Annotated in this window: 24 protein-coding genes and 1 tRNA gene; 16 read left to right on the forward strand and 9 right to left on the reverse strand. The window is 54.8% G+C overall.

The genetic code is table 11. The features are described from left to right. Positions 1 to 14: 14 nt before the first annotated feature. Positions 15 to 1,001, reverse strand: a complete 987-nt coding sequence (locus tag H151_RS0104895; protein ID WP_019960527.1) for a complex I NDUFA9 subunit family protein — start codon at positions 999 to 1,001, stop codon at positions 15 to 17. Between the two features lie 211 nt (positions 1,002 to 1,212). Here H151_RS0104895 and H151_RS0104900 point away from each other — a divergent pair. Further along, positions 1,213 to 1,299 (forward strand) — tRNA-Leu (locus H151_RS0104900). Positions 1,300 to 1,681: 382 nt separating this feature from the next. Here the strand turns inward: H151_RS0104900 and H151_RS0104905 are convergent. Continuing rightward, positions 1,682 to 2,074, reverse strand: coding sequence for a hypothetical protein (locus H151_RS0104905; protein WP_019960528.1), 393 nt, complete (start codon positions 2,072 to 2,074; stop codon positions 1,682 to 1,684). 78 nt (positions 2,075 to 2,152) lie between these two features. Next, on the reverse strand, positions 2,153 to 2,542 hold the full coding sequence (locus tag H151_RS0104910) for a hypothetical protein (RefSeq protein WP_019960529.1): 390 nt from the start codon (positions 2,540 to 2,542) through the stop codon (positions 2,153 to 2,155). A 202-nt stretch (positions 2,543 to 2,744) separates the two neighbouring features. Between H151_RS0104910 and H151_RS0104915 the strand changes: the two genes are divergently transcribed. From H151_RS0104915 to H151_RS16875, 10 genes are all read left to right on the forward strand, one after another. Further along, a complete protein-coding gene (locus H151_RS0104915) occupies positions 2,745 to 3,359 on the forward strand; it encodes a ribonuclease D (protein ID WP_026353830.1) in 615 nt (204 codons plus the stop codon). A gap of 81 nt (positions 3,360 to 3,440) precedes the next feature. Further along, positions 3,441 to 4,166 carry an LPS export ABC transporter periplasmic protein LptC gene (gene lptC / locus H151_RS16870; RefSeq protein WP_019960531.1) on the forward strand — a complete coding sequence of 242 codons (726 nt, stop codon included), beginning with the start codon at positions 3,441 to 3,443 and terminating at the stop codon, positions 4,164 to 4,166. Continuing rightward, the gene (locus tag H151_RS15485) at positions 4,163 to 4,765 is read left to right on the forward strand and encodes an LptA/OstA family protein (protein ID WP_019960532.1); all 603 of its coding nucleotides are present in this window, start codon (positions 4,163 to 4,165) and stop codon (positions 4,763 to 4,765) included. Before lptC ends, H151_RS15485 begins: the two co-directional genes overlap by 4 nt. A 45-nt stretch (positions 4,766 to 4,810) precedes the next feature. Beyond that, positions 4,811 to 5,581 (forward strand): LPS export ABC transporter ATP-binding protein, encoded by a 771-nt coding sequence (gene lptB, locus H151_RS0104930; protein WP_019960533.1) that lies wholly within the window; start codon positions 4,811 to 4,813, stop codon positions 5,579 to 5,581. Between the two features lie 8 nt (positions 5,582 to 5,589). Continuing rightward, a complete protein-coding gene (gene rpoN, locus H151_RS0104935; protein ID WP_019960534.1) occupies positions 5,590 to 7,104 on the forward strand; it encodes an RNA polymerase factor sigma-54 in 1,515 nt (504 codons plus the stop codon). A gap of 162 nt (positions 7,105 to 7,266) precedes the next feature. Continuing rightward, positions 7,267 to 7,893 carry a ribosome hibernation-promoting factor, HPF/YfiA family gene (gene hpf / locus H151_RS0104940; RefSeq protein ID WP_019960535.1) on the forward strand — a complete coding sequence of 209 codons (627 nt, stop codon included), beginning with the start codon at positions 7,267 to 7,269 and terminating at the stop codon, positions 7,891 to 7,893. Between the two features lie 30 nt (positions 7,894 to 7,923). Next, the gene (gene ptsN / locus H151_RS0104945; RefSeq protein WP_019960536.1) at positions 7,924 to 8,394 is read left to right on the forward strand and encodes a PTS IIA-like nitrogen regulatory protein PtsN; all 471 of its coding nucleotides are present in this window, start codon (positions 7,924 to 7,926) and stop codon (positions 8,392 to 8,394) included. Positions 8,395 to 8,488: 94 nt separating this feature from the next. Then, complete coding sequence (locus H151_RS0104950; RefSeq protein ID WP_019960537.1) at positions 8,489 to 9,610, forward strand: helix-turn-helix domain-containing protein; 1,122 nt, start codon at positions 8,489 to 8,491, stop codon at positions 9,608 to 9,610. A 155-nt stretch (positions 9,611 to 9,765) separates the two neighbouring features. Continuing rightward, entirely contained in the window at positions 9,766 to 10,548 is a 783-nt protein-coding gene (locus tag H151_RS0104955; RefSeq protein ID WP_019960538.1) for a MipA/OmpV family protein, read from the forward strand. A gap of 3 nt (positions 10,549 to 10,551) precedes the next feature. Continuing rightward, a complete protein-coding gene (locus H151_RS16875) occupies positions 10,552 to 11,343 on the forward strand; it encodes a CPBP family glutamic-type intramembrane protease (RefSeq protein WP_019960539.1) in 792 nt (263 codons plus the stop codon). A gap of 40 nt (positions 11,344 to 11,383) precedes the next feature. Here H151_RS16875 and H151_RS0104965 read toward each other — a convergent pair whose 3' ends face one another. Continuing rightward, positions 11,384 to 11,641, reverse strand: coding sequence for a DUF1150 family protein (locus tag H151_RS0104965; protein WP_019960540.1), 258 nt, complete (start codon positions 11,639 to 11,641; stop codon positions 11,384 to 11,386). An 80-nt stretch (positions 11,642 to 11,721) separates the two neighbouring features. Beyond that, a complete protein-coding gene (locus H151_RS0104970) occupies positions 11,722 to 13,449 on the reverse strand; it encodes a hypothetical protein (protein ID WP_019960541.1) in 1,728 nt (575 codons plus the stop codon). 146 nt (positions 13,450 to 13,595) lie between these two features. On the opposite strand from H151_RS0104970, the gene H151_RS0104975 reads away from it, so the two are divergent. The 4 genes from H151_RS0104975 (at position 13,596) to H151_RS0104990 (ending at position 16,680) form a co-directional block, all read left to right on the forward strand. Further along, on the forward strand, positions 13,596 to 14,297 hold the full coding sequence (locus H151_RS0104975) for a response regulator transcription factor (protein ID WP_019960542.1): 702 nt from the start codon (positions 13,596 to 13,598) through the stop codon (positions 14,295 to 14,297). Next, positions 14,266 to 15,930: a stimulus-sensing domain-containing protein gene (locus H151_RS0104980; protein ID WP_019960543.1), complete on the forward strand. Its 1,665-nt coding sequence runs from the start codon at positions 14,266 to 14,268 to the stop codon at positions 15,928 to 15,930. The genes H151_RS0104975 and H151_RS0104980 overlap by 32 nt, the downstream gene beginning before the upstream one ends. 77 nt (positions 15,931 to 16,007) lie before the next feature. Beyond that, on the forward strand, positions 16,008 to 16,412 hold the full coding sequence (locus H151_RS0104985; protein WP_019960544.1) for a PTS sugar transporter subunit IIA: 405 nt from the start codon (positions 16,008 to 16,010) through the stop codon (positions 16,410 to 16,412). A gap of 4 nt (positions 16,413 to 16,416) precedes the next feature. Continuing rightward, on the forward strand, positions 16,417 to 16,680 hold the full coding sequence (locus H151_RS0104990) for an HPr family phosphocarrier protein (protein ID WP_019960545.1): 264 nt from the start codon (positions 16,417 to 16,419) through the stop codon (positions 16,678 to 16,680). A 106-nt stretch (positions 16,681 to 16,786) separates the two neighbouring features. Here H151_RS0104990 and H151_RS0104995 read toward each other — a convergent pair whose 3' ends face one another. After that, complete coding sequence (locus H151_RS0104995) at positions 16,787 to 19,207, reverse strand: hypothetical protein (protein WP_019960546.1); 2,421 nt, start codon at positions 19,205 to 19,207, stop codon at positions 16,787 to 16,789. Positions 19,208 to 19,513: 306 nt separating this feature from the next. Between H151_RS0104995 and ahcY the strand changes: the two genes are divergently transcribed. After that, positions 19,514 to 20,932: an adenosylhomocysteinase gene (gene ahcY, locus H151_RS0105000; RefSeq protein ID WP_019960547.1), complete on the forward strand. Its 1,419-nt coding sequence runs from the start codon at positions 19,514 to 19,516 to the stop codon at positions 20,930 to 20,932. A gap of 390 nt (positions 20,933 to 21,322) precedes the next feature. On the opposite strand, the gene H151_RS0105005 is transcribed toward ahcY, so the two are convergent. The 3 genes from H151_RS0105005 to H151_RS0105015 all read right to left on the reverse strand — a co-directional run bounded on the left by H151_RS0105005 (position 21,323) and on the right by H151_RS0105015 (position 22,877). Continuing rightward, positions 21,323 to 21,814: a hypothetical protein gene (locus tag H151_RS0105005; RefSeq protein WP_019960548.1), complete on the reverse strand. Its 492-nt coding sequence runs from the start codon at positions 21,812 to 21,814 to the stop codon at positions 21,323 to 21,325. A 13-nt stretch (positions 21,815 to 21,827) separates the two neighbouring features. Then, a complete protein-coding gene (locus H151_RS0105010) occupies positions 21,828 to 22,205 on the reverse strand; it encodes a hypothetical protein (RefSeq protein WP_019960549.1) in 378 nt (125 codons plus the stop codon). Positions 22,206 to 22,310: 105 nt separating this feature from the next. After that, positions 22,311 to 22,877, reverse strand: coding sequence for an outer membrane protein (locus tag H151_RS0105015; RefSeq protein ID WP_019960550.1), 567 nt, complete (start codon positions 22,875 to 22,877; stop codon positions 22,311 to 22,313). Positions 22,878 to 22,948 lie beyond the last annotated feature (71 nt).

The following is a 22,948-nucleotide window of genomic DNA, read 5'->3' on the forward strand; positions in this document are numbered from 1 at the left end:
TTTTGGACGCGATTTTATTCGTCCTGAAGGGGCATGGGCTCAGCAAACTGGCCGCCTTCGCGATAGGGCACCAGATAAGCTGGAACGATGGATTCCATCGTTTCAGGCTTGATGCCCAAATCGCTGAGTTGACCGATTGAAACATCATCCTTGTTGACGACATTGTCAGATTTCAACAGCTTGACCTGATCGCTGGTGATCAGCGGCTTGACGAAGGGTAAAGCGCCCAGAATGTCAAAAACCTGACCCAATATCCCTGCGGCAAAGAAGGGAAGCGGGATCAAGAAGCGCTTGCGATAGGTCACCTCCAGAATGAATTCCAGAATTTCTTTGAAGGTGTAGACGCGCGGTCCGCCCAGCTCAAAAGTGCGTCCTTGGGCTTTATCATCTTCGAAGGCGGCCAGAACAGCCCCAGCCACATCGCCCGCGAACACCGGTTGGAAACGGGTCTTGCCGCCGCCGATCAAAGGCAGGGCTGGAACGAAGCGTGCCAGGCTCGCGAACATGTTGAAGAAATCATCGCCCGGCCCGAACACGACCGAGGGGCGCAGGATTGTCGCGGTGGGGATCGCGGCCTTCACCGCGGCTTCACCGGCGGCTTTGGTCTGGGCGTATTTTGACGCGCTTTGATCATCCGCACCGATCGCAGAGATCTGAATGAAGCGGGTAATGCCCTGGGCGGCGGCTTTTTCAGCGACGATTTTTGCGCCTTGGGCCTGAAGTGAACGGAAGGTCTGGCGCCCGCCCTCGTGCAGAATACCGACCAGGTTTACAACGCCGTGCGCGCCGTCTAAGGCGCGCTCAATCGAGGCGGGATTGCGCAAATTGGCTTGCACCAGTTGGATCTGACCGACAACGCCCATGGGCTTTAGCACATTGGCCAGATGCGGGCGGCGCGTGGCAACGCGCACACGGTAGCCAGCCTTCGCCAAGGCTCGCACAACATAACGGCCGATAAAGCCAGACCCACCAAAAACGGTAATCATCTCATCGCGCAGCATGGTTACGCCTTTTCCTGCTTCATGAAGGGGCTCCGGTTTAGGATATAAGCCGGATCTTTAACGACGGGTATGCCCTTAATAGATTAAAAAGGGGATAGATCAAAATTCAACGCGCATGTCTATCACCCATAAAAGCGACATGCAGTTTTCACGCAGTTGACCAATTGACTCTCATTCGCGAAGGCCATATCAGTCCCCCCCTCATCTGTTTGCCCAGATGGCGGAATTGGTAGACGCGCTAGCTTCAGGTGCTAGTGCCCGTAAGGGCGTGGAAGTTCGAGTCTTCTTCTGGGCACCATTATCTCCTTAGTCCCCGCTCCGCTCGACCCGCGTTTGTCGCCGATATCGGCGTTGGGGTCGATGCTCACATGGGACGCGCTTAAGGCTGTTGGCGTCGAGCCAAGCCCTAAGATGGGCACCATTTTTTTCTCTATATGATTATAAGATCCTCGCTGACGCTGCGGGCGGACAGTCGTCCTAGCGAACCTGCGGTTCGGTTTATTATCCTCGCTGACGCTGCGGGCGGACAGTCGTCCTAGCGAACCTTTGGGTTCGAATTGTGTAATTGCTTATATTGGACGCGTAGGTGTTTTTTCTTGTCATCCCGGAGAAGCGAAGCGCACATCCGGGATCTATTGAGCGTGCAATGAAAGAGCATAGATCCCGATCAAGGCGACGCTTCAGCGCCCTCGTAACCAGGACAACGCCTTGTCTTCATCATAGAAAATGCCATAGCGCAAATCATCATGAAAGCTGACGGTGCGCAGCAAAACCTCTTGGGCGAGGTGTCGATCCTCGCTCAAAAGATGGGCAAAGCGGACCTGTTCGGCCAGTTCGCTATAGATGCGTCCGGCTTCGGAAATGAACATGCTGGCGGTGAAAATCGCATCGGCATGACGAAAATCAATCAGAACGCGTTGAACGCCATATTCCCAGACAGTTTCGAGCAGCGAATCACACGAATGCGCCAAGAGGCGTGCATCAACTTCACCCCACCAGTTTTGCCGCACTATGCCATCTTTATAAAGATAGCTGGTGTCGATCGTGCCGGGTTTGGGCGGTGCTTGAATCATTGAGGCCCCTCAGCCAAAGCGTACCTATGCTTACGCGCGAATGAGGGGATAATCAAGCGCGCAAAGGTTGAAGCTGACTTATGAGCCAGTCAGCCATGTGCGCGCATTTTCCAGATTATTGAAATGACGCAAGCGAATAGCGAGTGGGAAGCATATCGATTCAAGAGCTGAAAAATGCACCGGTGCGGGACGATCTCCTGTGAATAACGCCAAACGTGCAATATTCACGCGCTCAAATGCGGTCTCCAAGATTTCGATGATGTCTTCAATCTGATAGGAGGGATCCGCACAGGATGTATCGACTAACAACCGATCAACTAAATAGGTTTCGGTCAATTTAACCATGTCATCGCAGGCATTTTGCATGTCTGCCGCTTTAATCGTGCCGCGAAAGGCCGCATGAAGCAGATGATGCTCGCGGTCATAGGTAAAGTGCGCCAAGCCAGTGGGAGTTGTCAGTTCGGTCATGGGAAGAAATACGCTTACCTGATTCACGAAATGGGCGTGCAGCTATGCTTCAATTGTTCATAAAGTAAAAGGGTTGGGTACAGCAAAATAGCTATGCGTTTGGGGTGGGACTGGCTATGGGGCATGGTGTAATTGACACGGGGCGTTAAGCCCATCACAGATATGCGCTAAAAATTAAGACTGAAGCATGAAAGGTCATCCCATGAGTGTGCACTTGCATAAAGGCGATTTGCCCGGATCTATTGACTGGGGCACGTGTGTCGCGGTGGACACCGAAACCCAAGGGTTGTCCTTGGTGCGCGATGGTTTGTGTGTGGTTCAGCTGTCTATCGGTGATGGGAATGCGCATGTGGTGCAGTTGGATCGCAACAGCTATGACTGTCCGAATTTAAAAGCGCTCTTTGGCGATGAAGCGATTGAGAAAATCTTCCACTTTGCGCGTTTTGATGTGGCGATGATCCAGAAATATTTGGGTGTCGATGTGAGAACGGTCTTTTGCACCAAAATCGCCTCGAAATTAGTGCGCACCTATACTGATCGCCATGGTTTGAAAGATGTGGCGCGCGAAGTGGCCGGTGTTGAGTTGTCTAAACAACAACAAAGCTCTGATTGGGCAGCCGAAACTTTGAGCGACGCGCAATTGGAATACGCGGCCTCGGATGTGCTTTATTTGCATAAAATTCGCGAAGGTCTCAGCGCGATGTTGATCCGCGAAGGGCGTATGGACTTGGCGCGTGCATGTTTTGACTTTTTATCAAGCCGGGCCGAGCTGGATTTGTTAGGTTGGGGCGAAACTGATATTTTTGCGCATTCTTAATCGGTCTTGCCTTGAAAAGGCCTGCCTTGCGGGTCAAACCTAAAGTAAGTCTCAAGTGCTTGAAATAGGAGTAGCCTCGCGGTGTCGCATCCCGGTTCATCCTCAGTCGTGGCCTTTGATCGGGATGGTCTGATCGGTTCGATGACGCGTCGTCATCGCTCTTTAAGGGCTGCGCGTTTACGCAGTCTCTGGGTTCGCCGCGCGCGCTGGGCGATTGTGGCGGCGATAGTTTTGATTGGCGGACATTTAGCCTATCAGATTTTTATCGCGGGTCAGGCACACGGTCCGGCTTTGCCGCCTGCGCCGGTGAATGCCTCTGATAGGATTATCAATCCGCGCTTTACCGGGCGTGATGAAAAGGGCGTACCTTTTTTGGTGACGGCGCAAAATGCGGTGCGCTTGCCGGGGTCTTTAGATCCGGTCGCGCAATTGAGCCAACCGATTTTCGTCTATGGTGAGCGGGTTAATGGCACAAGCAAGGACGGCTCTGAAGCGCGCGCGCGCCAGGGCGTTTATGATGCCAGAACGCGGGTGTTGATCCTCCGCCAGGATGTCGCTTTGGAGACACAATCCGGTTATAGCTTTGAAACCAACGCGGCCGATGTTCATCTCAATGAAAGCCGGGTTGAGGGCAACCAATATGTCTTTGGGCGTGCGCCCTGGGGTTTGATCAAGGCGGGGGGTTTTGAAGCCTTTGAGCAAGAAAATCGCATTGTTTTTAACAATGGGGTCAGAACCCGCCTATATGTAAATAATTCTGGTGCGCCGCAGGAGCGTCCAAAAAGTCAAGAGGGCCAAGAGCCATGAGTTTGATGACCGTTATTGCCAGTGCGCTCTTGGCAAGTCATGTCGCCGCGCAAGCCACGCCTGAGGCCACACCCAAGCGGGTGCCTTTGGATGTGTCGGCGGAACGTGTTGAAGTGCTCGATCCCGATGGCATTGCGGTTTATACTGGTAATGTCAACGCGTTACGCGGTCCTGCACGCCTTCGTGCCGATCGCGTGGAGGTTCATTTCCAGCCCAGTGATAATGGTGGCATGGGCGAGGTGACACGCATTGTGGCACGCGGCGATGTTTTTTATGTGACGGCTGAAGAGGTCGCGCGCGGTGATGAGGGCGAATATGACATCGCCACCGATACCATTGTTCTGACCGGCGATGTTGTCCTCACTCAGGGCTGTAACGTGTCGACGGGTCATCGCCTGACCGCGCGCGTTGAATCCGGTTACTCTCAGCTCGAAGGCAATGATCGCCGCGCGGGCCGGGTTCGTACAATTTTTTATAATGATGATAGCCAAGAAGGTGAGGCCGCGCCGCGTCCACAAAACCCTGAAGGCTGTGATCAACCTGTGGTTCCCGGTGGGGAGCCCCCAGCGTTTGATGATGCGCCCGCCAGCGAAGGCTAAGCTTTCGTCCGTCTTTTCACGAAATTTTAGGCACAATGGTGTTCTATGACCCAGACAGTCCCTCACTTTCAACGGGCTGAGCCCTCGACGTCCACGCAAACCGGCTTGGTGGTTGAGCATATCGGCAAAGCCTATCGTGGGCGTGTGGTCGTCAAGGAAGTGTCCTTGAGCCTGAAGCGCGGCGAGGTGGCCGGACTGTTAGGACCGAACGGGGCGGGTAAAACCACCTGTTTCTATATGATCACCGGGCTGATTTCAGCCGATTATGGACGCATTATGCTCGACGGCGAGGACATCACACGCCTACCCATGTACCAGCGCGCGCGCTTGGGCATTGGGTATTTGCCGCAGGAAGCCTCGATCTTCCGCGGTCTGAGCGTGTATGAAAATGTCGAGGCCGTGGCCGAGATTTCTGAGCGTGATCGCACCAAGCGCGCCCAATTGGTTAATGAGCTGCTGCATGAGTTGCGCATTGATCATTTACGCGATGCGCCCGCGATGGCGTTGTCGGGCGGGGAGCGTCGGCGCGCCGAGATTGCGCGCGCTTTGGCCGCTCAGCCGAGTTTTATGCTGCTTGATGAGCCGTTCGCGGGGATTGATCCGGTAGCGATCAATGATATCCGCGATTTGATTTTGTTTCTGAAAAGCCGCGGGATTGGCATTTTGATCACCGATCACAATGTGCGCGAGACTTTGGACATTACCGATCGCGCGACCATCATTCACCAGGGTGAGGTTCTGTTCGAAGGCGCGCCGGACGATGTCCGCGCCAATGCCGATGTGCGTCGGGTCTATCTCGGCGAGCGATTCCACTAGGAGAGGTAATGGCCGGGCTGAATCAAAAACTTGAGATCCGCCAAGGCCAGGGCCTCGTCATGACGCCCCAATTGCAGCAAGCGATTAAGCTGCTGCAATTGAACAATCTCGAACTGTCTGCCTATGTCGAAGAAGAGCTGGAGCGCAATCCTCTGCTAGAGCGCGATGAGCGCGAAGGCCAGGAAAGCGTCAGTGAGGCCGCCGAGCGCGAAGGCGCAGAGGCGCGCGCTGAGCGTGAAGAAGTCAGCTTTGATAGCCCCGCTCAGGCCGAAGATTCCCTCGATGCGGACCGTGAGACGCTGTATGACGATTCCAAAGCCGATATGGCGGGCGGTGCGGGCGATAGCTATGGCGCAGGCTCGACCGACTGGTCCAAAACCGGCAAAGGCGGTTCCCTAAGCGGGGAAGACTATGACGCGGCCGCCAATTCCAGCCGCGACAAAACCCTACGCGAACATCTTCATGACCAATTGGCCGATATCGCCTTTGATGTGCGCGATCGCCTGGTCGCGGCGCATCTGATCGACTTGGCCGATGATGATGGTTATATGCGCGCCGATCTGGATGAGACGGCAGAGAAGCTGGGCATTACCCGTTCTGAAGTTGAAGAAGTGCTCTGCCGCTTGCAACAGCTTGAACCGGCCGGGGTCATGGCGTGCTCGCTACAAGAATGTTTGGCGCTGCAGCTGAAAGAGAAAAATCGCCTTGATCCGGCGATGGCCGCCTTGATTGATCATCTGGTGATCCTGGCCAAGCATGATTATGTGCGCCTTCGTGAAATTTGCGGCGTTGATCAAGAAGACCTGGAAGACATGATTGCGGAATTGCGCGCGCTGACGCCCAAGCCAGGTCTGGCCTTCGGCAGCGATAATACCCGCGCGATTGAGCCGGATGTGTTTGTGCGCGAGCGTCCAGATTATGGCTGGGCGGTGGAGCTCAATACCGATACCTTGCCGCGGGTTCTGGTGAATAATCAGTATTTTGCCGAGATTTCTACCGCCGCGCGTTCGGATGAGGAAAAAGTCTTCATCTCAGAATGTTCGCAAAATGCCTCTTGGCTGGTCAAAAGCCTGGAACAACGCGCGCGCACGATTTTGAAAGTCGCCAGTGAGATTGTGCGCCAGCAAGATGCGTTTCTGGCCAAGGGCGTGGCTTGGCTGCGGCCTTTGAATTTGAAAACCGTCGCGGACGCTGTGGGCATGCATGAGTCTACCGTCAGCCGTGTGACCTCTAACAAATATGTCGCCACGCCGCGCGGCCTGTTTGAGATGAAATATTTCTTTACCTCGTCCATTGCCTCTGCCGATGGCGGCGAAGCCTATTCGGCTGAGGCTGTGCGCTATCGCATCAAGGCGATGATTGAATGCGAAACAATTGATGATGTCTTGTCGGATGATAAAATTGTTGAGCGTTTATTGAGTGATGGCATTGATATTGCCCGGCGCACGGTGGCCAAATATCGTGAGGCGATGAATATTCCGTCCTCGGTGCAAAGACGGCGCATCTTAAAGCGATCTGCATAAAGATTAAATCTGAGATTTCATTGGCTTTTAACGCTGTCACACGATTGACACCAATCTTATACTCTCGCTAGGCTCTAATAGTCCTCTTATATCAAGAGGCCCTAAGCATTGCTCTCGGGATTGAGCATTCAATTCTCGGCGCTTAGCCAAAATGGAGCTGCCATGCATATTCAATTCGTTTCCAAAGGCATTGATGTCTCTCCTGCGCTGCGTGAACGCATCGAAGCGCGCATCGAGGAGGGGGTTGCCAAATATTTCAACCGCCCCGGTGAGGCCTATATCGTGGCCACCCGTGAGGGCTCGGGGTTCAAGGTGGATTGTTCGCTTCACCTGCCCTCTGGGGCCTTCCTTCAAGCGCATGATACGGCCAATGACGCCTATGCGGCCGCTGAAGGGGCAGTGATCCATCTGGAGAAACGATTACGGCGCTATAAACGTCGCCTGAAAGATCACCATACCGAAACCAAGGCGGAATTGCCGGCTGAAGAAACCCCGATCCTTATTCTGCGCGATGAACGCGAGTCCTATGCGGCCTATGAGGATGAGGCAGGCGATCACGGCGCAAATGGGTCCAAGGGTGTGGACGAACCGATCATCGTTGCTGAAAAAGTCGGCGAGCTAAAGACGATGACTGTAGGTTTTGCAGTGCTCGAAATGGGTCTGGTAGATGCCCCTTTCTTGTTGTTTCGTAACGCAGCTCACGGCGGGCTCAATGTTGTTTACCGTCGTCCAGATGGACATGTGGGGTGGATTGATCCCTCAAGGGGGGCTAAAGACAGCGCGGCATAGAGGGTCGATGACCCGTAACAAAGGCGCGTTATGAGCTTAAGTGAACTCATTCCACAAGGCGGCGTGGTCGCAGATCTTCCTGCGACCTCGCGTAAGCAAGTCCTGCATTCCATGGCCGATCTGGCCGAGCGTGTCTATGGCACGCCGGCCCGTCCGGTCCTCGAAGCGGTGATGGAGCGTGAGCGCTTGGGCTCAACCGGGATTGGGGATGGTGTCGCCATCCCCCATGCCCGCACCAGTCATGTTGACCGGGTCTGCGGGGTGTTTGCCCGCTTAAAGCATCCGGTGGATTTTGACTCCGTCGACAGTCGTCCTGCCGATTTGATTTTCCTGCTGCTGGCCCCTGAAGATGCGGGCGCAGAGCATTTGAAGGCGCTGGCCAAAATCTCGCGTCTTTTCCGTCGTCAGGACTTTCGTCAGGCCCTGCGCGCTGCGCCCAGTGCCGATGCCATCCAAGCCCTCCTTCATGAAAGCGATGCGCAAAGCAGTAATGCGGCTTAATCGGCGATCTTTTTTAAGACGCTGATGATTGTCCTTTGCGCCAATTGCCGCCATTGTAGCGCTCTCTGGCCGGGGGTAAGAGGATAGGGCTCACATGGCGGACACTGTGATCATCGTGATCGCGGCAATGGCGTTTGCGATCGGCCTGTTTAGCGCCCTACAATTGGCCTTGCGTCATTCCTGGGCCAGTTCCCCGACCCTGCCCTTAGCGATTTTCCTTATTCTGTGCGCGCTGTCGGCGGGCGGGACGATTTTGGGCCCGATGGGCACTTATACCCAAATGCCCTGGTTGATCGGTTTGATTTGGGTAACGTCCCTCTTCTATGGTCCCGCGATTTTGGCCTATGTGCGTGCGATGACCACAACCCCCGATCAGGTCTGGACCTTGAAGCGGGTGGGGATGCTGTCCGCGCCGGCGATCCTTGCAGCCCTGTTGGCGAGTGTATTTTTCATCTTACCGGCCCAAACCCAGCTGGGCATTTATAATGGCCAATCCCAAGGTGCCGTCGCTTGGCTGGAGCTGGGCTTTATTGCGCTGTTCTTGATCGTCACCTTAGGCTATCTGGGTGAAGCCTTTCGGGCCCTGTCGCGTCATATGCGCCATGTGCGTGAGGTGTTTTCCAATATCGAAGATCGCACGCTCAATTGGCTACGCTGGCTGTTGATTGTTATGCTGTTGGCCTGGGCCTGGGGCATGATTAAATCCGCGATCGGCTTTAATGCCGATCAGGCTGCGGGTTTAGATATTGCCGGTGGGGTGATGGAGCTGGTTTGGATCGGGGCGGTGGGCTTGTTTGGCACCTGGCAGCGTCCGATTTTCACCGGTGAAACGGCGATTGAAAGCGAAGCGGGGGTGGCGGAGAAATATGCGCGCTCCTCTCTGCCCGATGAGCGTCAACATGAAATCGCTCAGAAACTGGATCGGATCATGCGTGCCGAGACCCTCTATCGCGATCCCTTACTGTCGCTGTCGACTTTGGCGCGCCGTTTAGGCGTCAGCGCCAATCATCTCTCCCAGACGCTTAATGATCATCTAGGCGTGAGCTTTTTTGATTATATCAATCGGCTGCGGGTTGAGGAGGCGCTCACCGAGATCCGCGAGAGCGAGGCCTCCTTGTTGACCATTGCCTATGGGGTGGGATTTAACTCGCGCTCGACCTTTAATGCCGCGGTCAAGAAGCATACCGGTAAAGCGCCGAGTGCATTTCGGCAATAACGGTTTTTCATAATTATTTCAGACCATTAAGCGTGTGATCCTATCGGTTCGGACACGCGGTTCTGTCCGATTGGACCCATCCGGACGACGCAGATGTCTTGGCCACGCTACACCCTGGCTATCGCTTGATAACAGGTATGGAAAGACACACGCTCATGACCTCTTCCTTCATTCCCTTCGTCACTATGTTGGGTTTTGCGCTTTGCTCGACAAGCGCTTTGGCGCAGGCCGAGCCCGCATCCGAACGCACCTTGTTGCTCGGGGCGGGGGCTTATGTCAGTACGAACCCTTATACCGGGGCCGATGATACGGTTGAAACCGGGCTGTTGCCCTTCTTCGTCTATAAGACGGATCGGTTTAATATTGACCTTTCTGGGCTGAGTGTTACGGCCTTTGAGGTCAATGGCTTCACCCTTGAAGGCCGCTTGAGCCCACGATATCTGCTGGTTGATCCGGGCGAGATTCAGGCCTTTAAAACCCTTAAGCGTGATATCGGCCTGGATGCCGGGATCAAAGTCACCCGAACTATGGGCGGGTTTGAGTTCAGCGCGGAATATCTTCATGACGTGGTGGGCGAGACCAAGGGCGGCGAAGCCAATCTGGTTGCCGCCTATGGTTTTAGCCCAATGGAGCGCATGACCGTGGGGGTTGCGGGCACGCTGTCTTGGAAAGACAGTGAGCTGGCCACCTGGCTCTATGGTATCCGCCGCGAGGATGGGCTGAGCTATCGCTATGAATTTGGTGACACGCCGAACACGCCTTCTAAGGGGGTATTCGTACCCAGCCTGGGCGTGCAAATGCGCTATCAACTCACCGAGCGTTTGAGCGTGTTCACCGCCGCTCAGGTGGAGATCTATAATTCCGACATCACCGATAGTCCCTTGATGAAGGAAGACTATAGCGCCAGCGGTTTTATCAGCCTGGTTCGGCAGTTCTAAGCCATGGCAGTACAAGTCTATAAAGATGAGGATGATGAGGGGGCGGGCGCGTTCTGGCGCGATACCGCCGTCATCCTCGGGTTATGGCTAAGCGTTGTCATACCCATGACCGTGCTGGCCTGGGGCGTGGCCCCCCGCCTGATGCAGCCTGATGACCCCTTGAAAGGGTTAACCTTTTGGACATTGATTGTGGTGGGGATGGCCTGGCAAATGGTCGTGTCTATCCTGGTCTTGCGGTGTGAGGGCGTGGCCTTGACCTGGCCATCGTTAAAAGATCGGTTGTGGCTTGGCGCACCGATCTGGCGTCCAACGGGGCAAAAAGTGTGGATCGCGTTGCTTGTGATCCCGGTCTTTGTTGTCATCGGCCTTATCGGGGATGAGGGGGTCACGCATCTCTTTGATCAAAGCGCTCTGGCCCAGACGTTAAGGGCGATCACGCCCAGCTATGCGATGATTGAAAATCTGGACCAACCGGCCGCGTTCGGGCGCTGGGATATTCTGGGCCTGGTTCTGGTCTCAAGTCTCTTCAATTACATTCTGGGCGAAGCGTTTTTCTTTCACGGTATACTCTTACCGCGTATGGAAAAGGCCTGGGGGCGTTGGGCGTGGCTGGGCAATGGCCTGTTGTTTACGGGCTATCATGTCCATAAATTTTGGATGCTGCCGGGCCTACTGATCAGCTGTTTATGTTACAGCCTGCCCTCGCAAATCTTTCGTTCAAACTGGTTTGCCCTTGTGATCCACGGGATTGAAGGGCTCTTTTTGGTGGTTGCTGTCCTTATGGTCATCACCTGACATCCACTTAAAGCCCCCGGCGTGCCGGGGGCTTTCTTTTTTAGTGGACGCTGACAGGATGAGCGCCGTTCTGGCGTGAGACCGCAAAGGCCAAATCGCGGTCAGAAAAGATCGCCACCCGTTCTCCATCTTCATTATGAACCGCATAGAGCGCAGCATGATCGCCCAGCGCATCCAGCTGGGCGTTAATTTCACTTTGCGTGATTTCATCACGCACGTCATCCACAGTAATCTGGCGAACATAGACTAAAGGTTCGCCGTCCAAGACCGTCTCTGTATGATCTGTATTAAGGCTCATGGTCTAAACCCTCCTTCGTCGTTAGATAAAACGTGGGCGCTTATCAAGAGACCTGCAAGGGGGGGCGCTGTAGGATCGTTTTACATCCCGCTGGCCGATTTTGACCCGATAGGGGGCGTATCCGTACCCACGCCTAAGAGAAGTCCCTGTATTTCCGTCAACTTACCTGCATCGCGCTTACTGGCCTCGGCCGCTTCTTTACGACCTTCCGGCGATGAGAGAATGCGCATAGCCCGCATGTGGGCGTCATGAATACATCCGGGCTTGGGCAGGACGCCGCCCGCAGCCAGTTTCAAAAGGGCAGCCGCCTGATCCAGGGCTGGACGTCCAGACCCTGTGATTCGTTTATAAATCTCACTCTCTTCAATAATGTTAAGACCGGTCTGATCACACAAGACACAGATCTCTTGAACATCTTTACTCTCAAAGGTCGAACGCTCGGTGCGAATTTGTAGAGCTGTTAACTGTGACAAGCGTTCTAACGGCTGACCCGGCCCGCGCAGGAACCAGGACTGGGTCTGTTGGCTTTTCAACGTCGCGCGCACATAGGTGGCAAGCTTTTGCTTGTTTTCTTCACCGACAATATTGTCTTCGACTTTGAGAAGCAGTTGGATTTGCTCACACGGATTATCACTGCGTGAAATCAAATCTTGAATGAAATCCGGGGCCAAAATCCGCGCGGAGCGGTGGGTGAAGGCTTCGACCAGGCTCATCGGATCAAGATCGGGCCCGGACACCGCGATCAGGCGCTGGGCCAAATCGCGCGCCAATTGGATCTCTGCTAGCACATTAGAGGGCTTAAATCGACGCGGTGCGCGCAATTGTTTCAAGATCCGCCGGGCAATCTCGGCGTGGCTTTCCGGCAGGGTTTTGGCTTTGAACCGGGTGGCCAAGCGTTTGGCAAAGTCTGGCGCGCGCACCAGCAAATCGTGATTGGCCTGACCTTCATAAATCGTGGTCAGGCGCAGAACTTCTTCCCCCAAATCCGGGGTTTCCCCGACGACATGGTTCAGCGCACGATCGAAGGACAAGACATCCGCCAAAAACGCATCGGTTTGCTTGGCGGCGAATTTGGCCGCCTCGGCATCGCTGGGCAGATCGTCCAGGAAATCGAGCAGCATTTCCGCCTTTTTCCCCATGGTGTGGGCTTTGGACAGGCGATGGCAAATCTCGGCGCGCATCATTTTTTCCGACGCGCCTTTTGCAAAGACTTGTTCGCTGAGATCGCGGAAGGTATCAGCCTTGATCAGCTTGCCTTTGCGCGCATCGGCTTCGGCGCTAACCTGCTTGATCGATTTTTCGGCCAGGTCTGTCAGGATGCGCACATAATCATGGACGGAACCATCGCCGGCCTGGGCCCGCGCGACGGCGACTTTCTGCACGGCTTGTTGCAGATCAAAGTCAGAAGAATCAAGCTTTTGCGCTAGGTCAGAACGGAAAAACAGCTCCATCGGCGCGATTTCATGACGCTCCAGCCAAGGGGCCAAAACCCGGCGCAAGGTTTCACGCGCACTAGGGCCTAAAAGATCATCGGGGCTTTGGCAGGGAATTTCAGCTTCTTTAGGCGCTTCTTTTTTTTCTTTAAAATCTTCTATGCCTTCGGTGAAGATTGTAATCTTATTGAAAACCCGGCCCTTATCGTCGAATTTTTCGCGGGTGACACGCACGCTGCCCTGTGGCATTTTCTTTAAAAGTTTCTTGGCCATATCGACCGCGCGATGGCGATCGTGCAGCGCTTCGGCCAGGACCCAGCTCGCCTTCTTATTCTTCTTAAAGAAGACCTCGTAGTGAACATCCTCACTCGCCATGCGTGTGGGCACCCTTAAAGTTTCTTAAGACTTCAACAGCAGTTGGAGCCTTAATCTTGCCTAACCCGAAAATTATTGCGAAGTCTAAGCCGCTTAAGGTTAAAAAATACCCTGCCCTTGGTGGAAAAGAGTTTGGAGCCTTGTACATGACCACGATTGCACTCGTCGATGATGATGAAAACATCCTGACATCGGTCTCGATTTTTCTGGAGGGCGAAGGCTTTAACGTCCGCACCTTCACCGATGGGGCCTCGGCGCTGCCGGTTTTGACCGAAAGCCCGCCCGATTTGGCGATTTTTGACATCAAGATGCCGCGCATGGATGGTTTGGAGCTGTTACGCCGGGTGCGTCAAAGCTCCAACCTGCCGGTCATTTTTCTGACCTCGAAAGATGATGAGTTTGATGAGGCGCTGGGTCTTGATCTGGGCGCAGATGATTATATCGCCAAGCCCTTCTCCCAACAATTGCTGGCTAAACGCGTGAAGGCGGTTTTGCGCCGCACCCAAGGCAGCACTTTGGATGCCAATGGCGAAAGCAATGATTTAAAGCCCGTGATCCGTGGCAAGCTGACCCTGGATCCCAATCGCCATGCGTGCAGCTGGGAAGGTCATCCGGTGCGTTTGACGGTCACAGAATTTTTAATTCTTCAGGCCTTGGCCACGCGTCCGGGCTATGTCAAAAGCCGCGATAATTTGATGGATGCGGCCTATGATGACCAGGTTTATGTCGATGATCGTACGATCGATTCGCATATCAAACGGGTTCGTAAAAAATTCCGCCAGGTGGATAACACCTTTGATGGCATAGAGACCTTATATGGCGTCGGATACCGGTACAAAGAGGTTTAAGGCGCTGCGCCGGATTTGGGCCCATAGCGTGAAACGCTTGCGGCCCAACCTCTTTTCCCGGCTCAATCTGATCATTATCGGGATCAATTTCGCGGCCTTGACGATTCTGGTGATCGGTATTTTTGCCATTACCGAGAACCGGCGCGGCCTGGTGGATGCCAAGATTGAATCTTTGCATGCCCAGGCGGATATCATCGTCAATGTGATTGCCGAGACCGCCGTACAAGGCGTGCCTCAGCCGCGCATGGATTCAGATATTGCCCGTGAAGTGCTCTCACGCCTTTACGTGCCTGAAGAAACCCGCGCCCTGATCTATGATCGCCATGGCATTCTGGTGGCCGATAGTCATTTGATTGCCGGGCGGGTCGGTATCGAAACCCTCCCGCCCTTGGAAGACGAAGCCCGCCTGGATGCGGTGCAAAGCAGTGCGTGGTCAAATTTGACCCGGCGTGTGCGTGCACTGGTGCTGTCGCCTCAACAACGCCAAGGCCTGGCGCGCACGATCCGCGATGAGGTGGAATTGGCGCTGACCAGTGGTGAGGTTGTTTCTGGCGTGCGTCACGGCGATGAGGGCGAGCGCGTTGTTTCCGTCACCTTGCCGATCCAGCCGGTTCAAGCCGTGGTGGGGGCGGTGGTCTATGAATCCTATGATCTGGATACACTGATCGCGACGGAGCGCCGCGCGATCCTGCCCTATATCATCTTTGCTGCGATCGTCAGCCTGGCGCTAGCGATCTGGCTGACGGTCTATATTGGGGGGCCAGTGCGACGCCTGGCCGATGCGGCGCGTATGGCACGCCTGGCCGGTGGGGGGCGCGTGGCGATGCCGCGTATGCCGGGACGCAAGGATGAAATCGGCGATCTGGCACGCGCCTATGCGGCCATGACCGATACGCTGTATGACCGCCTGGATGCGATTGAAAGCTTTGCCGCCGATGTTTCCCACGAGATTAAAAACCCGCTGACCTCTATTCGTTCAGCCGCAGAAGTGCTGCCAAAGGCCAAGGATGATGAGCGCCGCGACCGGCTGATCAAAGTCATCCAGCATGATGTCCATCGCCTGGACCGGTTGATTACCGACATCTCCAACGCATCGCGCCTGGATGCGCAATTGGCCCGTGAAAGCTTGAGAAGCGTCAATCTGGCGGCGATCTTGCGCGACATGGTCGCGCTTTATGCGCAAAGGGATGATCCTAAATCCATCACGGTCAGTGCCACTGATCTGCCCGAGGTCATGGGGGTCAATGCCCATGCGGATCCGTTAAGCCGGGTCTTTACCAATCTGATCGACAATGCCATCACCTTTTCGCCAGACCAGGGGGTGATTGCCTTGGCCGCCAAGCGCGACACGCAAAAAGGCCGTCAGGTTTGGGTCATTACGGTGAGTGATGACGGCCCCGGTATTCCGGCGGATAATCTTGATACCGTATTTGAGCGCTTCTATACCCAGCGTCCTCAAGGGGCCGCCTTTGGTAAGCATTCCGGGCTTGGCCTGGCGATTGCGCGCCAGATTGTCACCGCCCATGGTGGTCAAATCTTTGCCAAAAACCGTGATCCGGCGCAGGATGGACGCACGGGCGCGATATTTACCGTCATCCTGCCCTTTACCCCCTGGTCTCCTGAAACAGCATAAAGCGCAGGAAAGGGCTTCGCACGAGCACAAAACTGCGCTTAGATAGCCTTTACTGGTTTTCTAGTGGGGCAAACTGAATGATCGGCATTGTTGTCGTCACGCATGGCCGTTTGGCCGATGAATTAGTCGCCGCGACTGAGCATGTGGTCGGACCGTTGGATGCGTGCGCGCCCATTTCAATCGGGCCTGATGATGATATCGAAAAACGCCGCGATGATATTCGCGATGCCGTAAAAGCCGCAGACATGGGTCAGGGCGTTATTATCCTGACCGATATGTTTGGCGGTACGCCGTCCAATCTGGCGATTTCTCTTCTCGAAAAGGGTAAGGTCGAGGTTTTGGCGGGGGTTAATCTACCCATGATGATCAAGCTGGCCGAAGCGCGCTCCAGCCAGACTTTGGATGCGCTGGCGGGCAGTGCCAGCGATGCGGGCCGGCGTTATATCGCAGTGGCCTCAGAAATCCTTGACGGGGTGAACTGATTTTATGCGCCGGGTCACCATCTGCAATCGTAAAGGGCTTCATGCGCGCGCGGCGGCGAAATTTGTCGCCTGTGCCCAAAGCTTCGATGCAGAAGTGCTGGTCGCGAAAGATAATGAAAAGGTTCAGGCTGATTCCATTATGGAATTGCTGATGCTGTCAGCCAGCCAGGGCACGGAGATTGAGATCGAAGCTCATGGCCAGGACGCCGAACCGGCCATAAGCGCCTTGTGTGAATTGGTTGAGGCGGGTTTTCACGAGGTGGATTAAACCCTCATACATGCCTACAGTTCAAAACAAGAAGCCCTCGTCGGCGACGAGGGCTTCTTGTTTATCACCAGGGGCTGATCCTATGCATAAACTCTAAGCGAGCGCCTTAGGACTTAGGGGCCTTTGGCATCGGGGGTTTCGCCACCGATGGGCGCAAGAACGGGATCACATTGGCCGGGAAGCCGCGGCGGACTTTTTTTGGCGTTTCGGCTTGCAGCTCTGGCGCGTCCGCATCATCACTTTCAAGGCTGTCAGATGGGGCTTCAACCTCACCCTGGCGGAGGATTTTAGGCGGCAGATCATCATCACCGTCAACGGTGCTGGCGTCGGTTTCGTCGGCTTCACCAGCAGGCTCTTCGCTTATCGCAGCGGCGTCATGGGCATCATCATCATGGCTCAAGTGAGCGTGATGCGCGGGCTCATTCTCATCATTATGGCTCACGCTGTCGGCGTTTTGCGCCTTAGCAGGCTGGGCCTCAGCACGGTCTTCACGGGCTTCGTCTTCAAGTTCTTCGTCCTGATTGGCCTCATCAGTGCCATCAGCCTCTTCTAGAGCCGCGAGGATCGCGTCGCCATCGTGTGACCCCTCATTGAGAAGTTGCGGCGCGTCTTCGTTGTCAGCACTCTCTAAGGCGGGTCCAGTTTGCGCGGTTTGATGCGCATCGCCAACGGCCTGGGGGGCTTGGGTTTGGGCCTCGTCTTCGCTTTGATCCGACGCATCGTCTTGTGTCTCAGCGGCGATGACGGCGTGATCGCCCTGATCACCCTCAGTCAGATCCGCAGGCTCGTCTTGATCGCCAGCCAGGGCATCATCCTGGGCCTGCGCTCTAACAGGGAGCTCGGCGTCGGCTTGAGCGTCATCGCCTTCATCCGCGACTTCAGGCGCTGCGGCAATGATCGCCTCAACACTGACGTCCTCATCTGAGTTGAACTGAGGCTGAGCCGGTGTGGCACCCACGGGGGTCAAGGCCGGTGCTTCATCCTCATGAGCGTCGACAGCGTGCGCTGCAGGGGTTTTTGCCGCCTCTTGCGCGTCTCTATCAGCCGCGCTTTCGTCGCTGGCTGTGATCGCGTTATCACCCGCTTCGTCATCCGCATTGAGACGGGGGCTTTGCTCGATCTCGATAATGGCCAGCGTGATCTCTTCTTCAGTCTCGCGGGTCAGCGCACCAGCGGCCACGACAGGCGCTTCGTCTGAAGTGTCTTCGGTGTGCTCGTGGTCATCGTGCTCTGTAACAACCAAGGCATCTTCATCGCCGTCGACGTTCAAATGGGTGTCGTCGTGGGCCTCACCGTCCAGCGTTTCGGCCCCTACGGTCATTTCATGGCGCGCTTCGCGCTCAGCCTGGCGCTCATCTTCGTGTGAAGGAGTTTCATCATGGGCTTCAATCGCGCTTTGCGCGTCATCATTATCAGAGTTCAACGCAGCCATGGGCGGGGGTGGAGGCAGGGTGATAGCCCGTGCATTGTCAGGGTCTTCGGTGCGCGCGGCCACACGGCCCTGATCAGTGTGCTTGAGCGTCTCTTCAACGCTGGGAAGATCATCACTGGGCAGATCGTCATTGGGCAGATCATCGTCGTTTTGCGGAGCCTGTGCGGGTTGGTCTTCAGGCGCGCTGTGAGGCGCGACCGGGGCGACACGATCAATGGGGGTCTGAACCAATTCTTCAACCGGATGCTGAAGTAAATGGTCTGACAGGCGCGCAATGCGTGCTTCCAACCGCATACCATCGCGTACGCGATTGATCAGACCGCCGATGGCGAAGAAGAGCGCCGTAGCGCCCAACCCGATCAGGGCTGGGATTTGCGGGGCTTCCACACCACCCAGCGCAAGACCGCCCAAGCCGATAAGGCCAATAAAGCTTGGGATCCACAAGAGGCGCCATGAGCGCGCAGAGAAGCAAATCAGTGTGCCGATGAGCCAGATCGCGCTGGCCACGATCGTCATTTCCTGGCCTGCCAGTTGCGGGACCAAGGTCGTCAATCGCTCCAAGAAGGGAATAGAGGCAAGAGATTGGCCGAAGGTGGCCAATTCCGGCATGGCGGCTACGGCAAATGCAAAAATATCAAAGGCAGAAATACCGTTCATGGTGCCGCGCGGCAAAAATTCACTCGCCAGGCCATGGAGGGACGGCCAAACAAAGAGCAAGGCGGCCGCAAATAGCGCAAACATGGACAATGCCCAGTTTACATTGCGCGCCACCCCGGCGCGCGAGAGGATCGCAGCCGTGGCAGGCTGGGTGCGGGCCCATTTTTGTTGATCATAATGCGCAACAGCAACCGGGCGCGAGCGTTTGGCCGGGCCAGGCTGAAGGCGTAGGACGGCAACCTGATCACCCGCGCCTAAGTCCAGCTTCTGTTCGGGATCGAGACGTACCACATGGCGCGCGCCTTCTATGTCTTGAATACGGCGTTCATCAGCGCGCGCGCGGGGATCTGAGCCCACAACTTGACCGGGAGCGGCGTAAAAATCGAGCTGCTTATGGCCAAATTTCAAGCTGGCATGAGCCGTGGGTAGCATCGGCATGTGAACATTCCCCCTCAAGATGTCTCAGGCGCTATCTGGAAAAGGTTAACCTTTCCAGGCTGATAAATGTAGTGTCTTTATCTGCCTCGTCCCTCGTTGAGACAGATTAGTCATTTCTTAAGACCTGTATACAGGATTAGGGCCACGTTAAGAAACATTCTTCTTGCATCGCGTACAAGAATTTCACAAAACCGCCATGGTTCGCAGGATTTGAAATTATATAAAGACTTCTTTATATGGTTCTGCCATATCACCCTGAATGTCCGTCCGGACCCATATTCCTGCCCCGTAAAAAAAGGCTCTATCATGACCCTCCTCGCAACGACGACCCCTGGTAAAGACTATTATGTAAAAGACATTTCCCTGTCCGGCTGGGGCCGTACAGAGATTGAAATGGCTGAGATTGAAATGCCGGGCCTGATGGCACTGCGCGAGGAATATGGCGCAGAGCAGCCTTTAAAGGGTGCACGCATCGCCGGGTCTTTGCATATGACGATTCAAACCGCGGTTTTGATCGAAACCCTGGTGGCGCTGGGTGCGGAAGTGCGCTGGGCCTCATGCAATATCTTCTCAACGCAAGATCACGCCGCTGCTGCGATTGCCGAGGCCGGTATTCCGGTCTTCGCCTATAAGGGTGAAAATCTGCGCGAATACTGGGAATATTGCGATGCGATCTTCCATTGGGCGGGCGGCGAAACCGCAAATATGATTTTGGACGATGGCGGTGATGCCACCATGTATTTGCAATTGGGTGAGCGCGCGGAGGCTGATCCGTCTTTCCTGGGCGAGCCGAAATCGGAAGAAGAAAAGCATCTGTTCGAGACGATCAAGCGCCGTATTGAAATGTCTCCGGGCTGGTTTGCCAAAGCCAAGGCTGCGATCAAGGGCGTGTCTGAAGAGACAACGACCGGCGTGATGCGTCTTTATCAAATGGCGAAACGCAATGAGCTGGCCTTCCCCGCGATCAACGTCAATGACAGCGTGACCAAGTCGAAGTTCGACAACCGTTATGGTTGCCGTGAAAGCTTGGTCGATGCGATCCGTCGCGGTACTGATGTCATGATGGCCGGTAAAAAGGCGCTTGTTCTGGGCTATGGCGATGTGGGTAAAGGCTCAGCGGAATCGCTACGCGGTGCGGGTGCACGCGTTTTCGTTGCTGAGGTTGATCCGATCTGCGCGCTGCAAGCGTGCATGGATGGCTTTGAAGTTGTCACCATTGATGATGTGGTCAGTGATATGGACATCTTCGTCACCGCGACCGGCAATAAAGACGTCATCGCCGTCGATCACATGCGCAAGATGAAGCATATGGCCATCGTTTCTAACATTGGTCACTTCGATAACGAGATCCAAGTCGAGGCGCTGCGCAATTTCCAATGGACCAATGTGAAGCCGCAGGTTGATTTGGTAGAATTCCCAGAAGGCCATAAAATCATTCTGCTTTCAGAAGGCCGCTTGGTGAATTTGGGCAATGCCACCGGTCACCCTTCCTTCGTGATGTCATGTTCTTTCACCAACCAGACCTTGGCCCAGATCGAGCTTTGGACCCGCGGTGATCAGTATGAAAATAAGGTCTATATCCTGCCCAAGCATTTGGATGAAAAGGTCGCCGCGCTGCACCTGCCGAAGCTGAATGCGAAACTTTCCAAGTTGAGCGCCGAACAAGCCGATTATATCGGTGTTGAAGTGGAAGGTCCGTTCAAGGCCGAGCATTACCGCTACTAGGGCTTACAGCCTTTCTTGTGAACAACCCCGCAGGGCTTGGCCTTGCGGGGTTTTTCTTTTTTCGCGTAGGGCGTAGAAAAGTTAAGCGGGCATTAACCCAAACGCGAAGAATGATTCTAATGAAGAGTCGAGCTTTAGTGTCATACAAACTGAACGAATTTGACCTATATAGCGTTCGCAGGTTAAATGACTGGCCTTGTTCGTGGTGATAGCGTGTTTTTTAGAGCCCAAAATCGAGAAGAAGCGGTCTTCAACACACCTGCCGGTCAGGTGAAAGGGCATCGTCATGTCAATCCCGATGGCTCTAAAGGCGGCTGGGTCCCGGTCGATTATCAAGTCCCTGAAGGGGTTTATATTGATAATCGCGTGTCAATCTGGCCGGGGGTGACGCTACCCACGGGTGTGACAGTAATAGGCCCGGCTCTGATCACTCCGAACACACACATCATATTTGGCTGAGGCGCTGGCCTCTATGACCAGCACTGCGCCCAGGATCCAAAGGATCACAGGGATGATGAGGCCGACCCAAAATTTAATCACGCCTCCCATATGCAACAGGTTTTGCGCTTCGATATAGCGCCCTTCATCGGTTGGCCCTTTTAAGGGTTGGTCGATCTCTGGCGGAGTGTGGGCGGCTCGCTTTTTGACCTGATAGTGGTCTTGCAGCTCCATCAGGCTCAGGCTGAGGATAAGGGATGTCATGCCCGCGAGGATCCAGGCGGAGAGGGCTTTCGCGCTGAGCGCGAGCCCCAGGACGGTGGGGTTTTGAATATAGCTATCCTCAAATCGGATCAGGCAAAGCGTGATAAAGCCGATATAGAGCAATAGGGCCAAAGCCCAACGCAAAGGCAGTTTAGAGAGGATCTCTTTCAAGATCTCCATCTCAAAATCTCCATCATAGGGCCTCCGCGCGCTCTTCATGGGTTTTATGGATTAAAATGCGCCGGCCCTGGCAATTATTCAGATAAGCATATTGTAGAACTTTCAGGCCCTTACGGCTCTTGCGCTTGGCGATATGCTTCCAATAATAATTTTCGGTGTGGCGCACGATCACGGCACCGGAAAAGCCTTTTATGGGTTTACCCTCATCAAGCAGGCAAGAAAAAGAGAGGCCGGTGCGTGCTTCCGGCTCCAGAAAGACATTTTGGAAATATAACGGGTCAAGGGTGAAGCCCGCCGCGCTATGGGCTCTATAGCGCCCAATCACGCGGTTATAGACCTGGTTGGGGCAGGGCGTGACGGCAAAAATCAAGGTTTGAGCGCTAAACGTCATGAGACTCTCAATTCAAAGGGTGAATCGGGAATACCAAGATTGGTCTAAGCGCTCAATCCTTTTCGTTTTAGGGTTGTGGCGCAGAGGGGTGCGCGTGTTTAGCTCTTAAAACCGATAGGCGAGATCAAGATGACCGCGAAGGGCGCGATCATCGCGGTCATAATCTTGATAAATCCCGCGAACCCGCAGGGACCAGGGCGTTGTGAAGGCACGCTCATAGCCCAGCCCGATGCGCCAGCCGCCTTCGGTATCGTTATAGGATCCGGTGAGTTGATCGGGATATTCGGTTTTATACTTCGTCCAGCCATAACCCAAGCTGGCAAAGTAAAGATTTTGGCCATAGGCCCGGCCCAGATGCGCATCCAGGCCATAGCTATGCTCGGCCTCAACTGTAATCTCGGCGGTGCGCAGGGTGAAACGCTCATCGGCGGTTTCGGTATGCGCAAAGGCTTCCCCGCCTAAGACCCAATTGTCTGAAACAAGGGCGCGATAGCCGATAAAGCCACCAAAGGTGAATCCAGAGGCGTTATCATCAAGACCTTCCAGGTCATAGGAGGCTGCGCCCAGGCTGGCCCCCGCATAGGGACCGTCAAAGGCCGTTAAATCCTGGGCGCTAGCGAGCGTTGACGCGCCAAAAAAGGCGCAGGTGGCGAGGAGAAATTGTCTGATCATGGATCGACCCCTTATCATGAGTTTGCATTCACGACTTAGGGGTGAGTTGAATTCAGGTCAAGCTAAATTCT

The organism is Woodsholea maritima DSM 17123, assembly GCF_000382325.1.
Taxonomy (GTDB): domain Bacteria; phylum Pseudomonadota; class Alphaproteobacteria; order Caulobacterales; family Maricaulaceae; genus Woodsholea; species Woodsholea maritima.